Annotated in this window: 3 protein-coding genes; 1 reads left to right on the top strand and 2 read right to left on the bottom strand. The window is 65.2% G+C overall.

The window, feature by feature from the left end:
- Positions 1 to 4: 4 nt before the first annotated feature.
- Together ABWP50_RS08320 and ABWP50_RS08315 are read right to left on the bottom strand one after the other, a co-directional pair.
- Positions 5 to 1,603, bottom strand: coding sequence for an OFA family MFS transporter (locus ABWP50_RS08320; RefSeq protein ID WP_353217533.1), 1,599 nt, complete (start codon positions 1,601 to 1,603; stop codon positions 5 to 7).
- 54 nt (positions 1,604 to 1,657) lie between these two features.
- Positions 1,658 to 2,440, bottom strand: coding sequence for an enoyl-CoA hydratase-related protein (locus ABWP50_RS08315; protein ID WP_353217532.1), 783 nt, complete (start codon positions 2,438 to 2,440; stop codon positions 1,658 to 1,660).
- A gap of 492 nt (positions 2,441 to 2,932) precedes the next feature.
- Between ABWP50_RS08315 and proS the strand changes: the two genes are divergently transcribed.
- A partial coding sequence (proS, locus tag ABWP50_RS08310) for a proline--tRNA ligase (RefSeq protein ID WP_353217531.1) occupies positions 2,933 to 4,071 on the top strand: 1,139 nt, incomplete at its 3' end.

Raw genomic sequence — 4,071 nt, 5'->3', positions numbered from 1 at the left:
CGCATCACCCAAGCAGCAGCACAAGCTTTTGTACCGTAAAGCCTGCGCCCCAGAGCATCGGCAGCACCACCGGGCTCCACGCTGCCATCCGCAGGCCGGGCCGGATCACCGGTGCTACGGCCGGACTTTGCGGCGTGCCGTCTGCTATTGCACCCGGCGCAATTGCGGCATCGCGCCACCAACGCAGCGCGACCGGGCGCACCAGCAGCGCCGCCACCAGGCCTGCCACCAGCATGCCGGCCAGCATCAGAAAGATCGGCGCATAAACCGCCTCGCGTGCAGCGCCGGCAGCGAGGCCGGCATCGCGCATATACGCCACCAACAACGGCCCCAGCACACCGGCGGTTGACCACGCCGTAAGCAACCGGCCATGAATGGCACCAACATTGGCCGTGCCAAACAAATCGGCCAGCCAAGCCGGCACCGCCGCAAAGCCGCCGCCATACATTGATGCGATCAGCGCGAAGCAGGCGAGGAACAGTGCCAATGAAGCCGCGTCCGACCCTGGTAGCACCAGGCCGTAGCAAGCCGCGCCAAGCGTCAATATCGCGGCATACATGGCTTTTCGGCCGATGTGATCGGAAAGACCGGCCCAAAAAAACCGCCCGGCGATGTTGAGCAAGCTGATCAGGCCAACAAACGCAGCGCCTGTTGCCGCCGCAGCGGCCTTTTGCACTGCACCCAAATCCTCGATGCGAAGCGCCGGCTGACCAATCAGCCGGCCGCCAAATATCTCCTGCACCATTGGCGATGCCAGGCCGATAATTCCGATCGACGCCGACACATTGAGCAGCAGCACCGTCCACACCAGCCAGAATTGCGGTGTGCGGTGGACATCGGCCAGCGCCACAAAGCGCCCGCTGATTGGCAGGGCTGGCGTGGGCGCCGATAGCCGGCCCGGCGGTGCCCAATCGGCAGCAGGCAGCCGAAAGCCCAGCGCGCCCACGGTCATCACCGCGGCATAGACGGCGGCCATCACCAGCATGGCCGGCGCGGCGCCAACAGTGTCTGGCCCGGCAAAGGCGGCCATCAACCGGTCTGCCGCCGGGCTGCCGACCATCGCGCCGCCGCCAAAGCCCATGATTGCCATGCCTGTGGCCAGCCCGCGCCGATCCGGGAACCATTTGATCAGCGTGGACACCGGCGTGATATAGCCGATGCCAAGGCCGATGCCGCCGATTACCCCGGCGCCCAGCCAGAACAACCAAAGCTGGTGCAGGAAAACGCCCAACGCGCCCAGCGCCATGCCGCCGCTCCAGCAGGCCGCAGCCAGCAGCCCGGACCTGCGCGGACCAACCCGCTCCACCCAGCTGCCCAGCAGCGCTGCAGCCAGGCCCAGCACGACAAAGAACAAAGTATAGACCCAGACCAGATCGCTCACCCGCCAGTCGCAGCGGGTGGTGACAAGCGCCGATGCCAGCGTCAGTCCATTACAGACCTTGCTGTCGGTGATGCCGATGGCGCGGGTGAGCGGCAGCCAGAACACCGAGAAACCATAGGCCATGCCGATGCACAAATGGATGGCCAGCGCGCAGGGCGGCACCAGCCAGCGATCGTAATTGGCCGGTGCAATGATTCTGCCGCGTGACTGGAAATCCCCCATGGTCACGCTCGCTGCCCGCACATGGCTGCGCGGTCAAGCCGATCGGACGTCGCGCTATTTGCCCTGCCACACCGGCTTGCGCTTCTGCGCAAACGCCAGCGGCCCTTCGCGCAGATCCTCGCTGCGAAACAGCGTCTGCACCGCTGGATAGCTGCCCTGGCCTTCATAGGCGGCGCGCAGGGAGGGCGCTTCGAGGCCGCTGAGCACGGCTTGTTTGGAAGCGCGCAGCGAGAGCGGGGACAATTCGCACATGGCCGCGGCCAGTGCGTGGGCGCGGGTGAGGAGATCGGCGGCCGGCACGACTTCGGCCACGAAGCCCAGCGCATGGCCTTCGGCGGCCGAAACGGTGCGGGCGGTGAGGATCATCGCCATGGCGCGCGACACGCCGATGGCACGCGGCAGCCGGTGCAGGCCGCCGGCCAGCGCGGCAAGCCCGACCTTGGGCTCGGGCAGGGCAAAGCTGGCGGTGTCGGCGGCCAGGATGATATCGGCGGCCAGCGCGACTTCGAAGCCGCCGCCCATGGCGACGCCGTTGACCGCGGCAATCACCGGCTTGGTCAGATCCCAGCGCGTGGTCAGGCCGCCAAAGCCGGATGGCGGCACGGTGATGGCATTGCCTTCGGCCTGCCAGCGCAGATCATTGCCGGCGGAAAAGGCGCGCGGGCCAGCGCCGGTGATGATCGCCACCCACAAATCGGGATCGGCGGCAAAATCGTTGAAGGCGGCATCAAGCTCCGCATTGGCCGGCGGGTGCAGCGCGTTCATGCGGTCCGGGCGATTGATGGTCACGGTCAGGATCTTGCCGTCACGCAGCGTAGTGATGTGTTCGTAGGCCATGGTCAGCTCCTGTGGTTGCACGAATGAGCTTGGCACGGCGGCGCGGTGGGTGCGGCCTGATGAAAGTTATGGGACGATGAGGGGGGGGCGACAAGGGAGGGGGACAACAAAATGCCCGGCCAGTTTCCCGGCCGGGCAAATGGTGACGAGACTTCATGCCGCCTGTTCGCCTGGCGCCGGCCGGAGCCAAATGCCCCCATCTGCCCCGGCCAGCGCGCGCAGCCTGCCATGCAGCCGGTATCCCGGTGCACCGCAGCGCGCGGCGGCGAAAAACGACTTGCGCCATTCTTCCCGGACGTTGCCCCATTATGGGCCAGTGTCCGGGAGTATCCGTTATGCAGTTTTACGGCATCTGTCAGGCGGCGCGCGGGCAGGCCGGTGCGGAATTAAAATAGTGTTGCATGCAGGCCACAGTCGGCCGGTGCGGCGCTGTTGCCGGCGGGCTCAGCCATGCTAAGGCCCGGTTCATCTGCGATTGCCGAAAGACCCACCGTGCGCCTGTCCAAATTTTTCATGCCCGTGCTCAAGGAAACCCCTGGCGAAGCCCAGGTGATATCCCACCAGTTGATGCTGCGCGCCGCGATGGTGCGGCAGACCGCGGCCGGGATTTATGCCTGGCTGCCGATGGGCAAGCGCGTGCTGGCCAATATCGAACGCATCGTGCGCCGCGAGCAGGACCGTGCCGGCGCCATCGAAGTGTTGATGCCCACCATCCAGAGCGCCGATCTGTGGCGGCAATCGGGCCGTTACGATGCCTATGGCCCGGAAATGCTGCGCATTACCGATCGGCATGACCGCGAGATGCTGTTCAGCCCCACCGCCGAAGAATTGTTCACGATGATTTTTCAGAACGGCGCCAAATCCTACCGCGATCTGCCGCGCAATCTGTACCAGATTCAGTGGAAGTTCCGCGATGAGGTGCGGCCGCGCTTTGGCGTGCTGCGCGGGCGCGAATTCCTGATGAAGGACGCCTATAGTTTTGATGCGGATTATGCCGGCGCGCTGCACAGTTACAACCGGATGTTCATTGCCTATCTGCGCACGTTTGCGGCCATGGGCCTAAATGCGATTCCGATGCAGGCCGACACCGGCCCGATCGGCGGCGACCTGTCCCACGAGTTCATCGTGCTGGCGCCGACGGGCGAGAGCGATGTGTTTTATCATGAGAATTGGCTGAAGCCGCGCGACACTGCTGGCGTGGACCCAGATGATGCCGGCGCGCTGGCGGGCTTCATCGACGGCCTGAACGCCGATTACGCTGCCACCGATGAAAAGCGTGATCTTGCGGCCGAAGCGGCGTGCGGCGCAGCCTTGCAGCAATCGAAGGGCATTGAAGTTGGCCAGTTGTTTTACTTCGGCGACAAATATACCGCGCCGCTGGGCGTGACGGTGCAGGGCCGCGATGGCACGCCGGTGACGCCGCTGATGGGCAGCTATGGCATCGGTGTGTCGCGGCTGGTGGGATCGATCATCGAAGCCTGCCATGACGATGCCGGCATTGTCTGGCCCGATGCGGTGGCGCCGTTCCAGGTCGCGCTGATCAATCTGCGCGTCGATGATGGCGCTTGCGCGGCGGCGTGTGACAAGCTTTATGCCGATTTCACCGCGGCCGGCGTCGATGTGCTCTATGA

It is taken from the genome of Sandarakinorhabdus sp., assembly GCF_040398645.1.
Lineage (GTDB): Bacteria > Pseudomonadota > Alphaproteobacteria > Sphingomonadales > Sphingomonadaceae > Sandarakinorhabdus.
The sequence above is the reverse complement of the archived record's forward strand: the minus strand, read 5'-3'. Positions and strand labels throughout refer to the sequence as shown.

Coding starts and splice junctions, on each gene's coding strand:
- ABWP50_RS08320 (WP_353217533.1), bottom strand. CDS start 1,603: ATGGGGGATTTCCAGTCACGCGGCAGAATCATTGCACCGGCCAATTAC.
- ABWP50_RS08315 (WP_353217532.1), bottom strand. CDS start 2,440: ATGGCCTACGAACACATCACTACGCTGCGTGACGGCAAGATCCTGACC.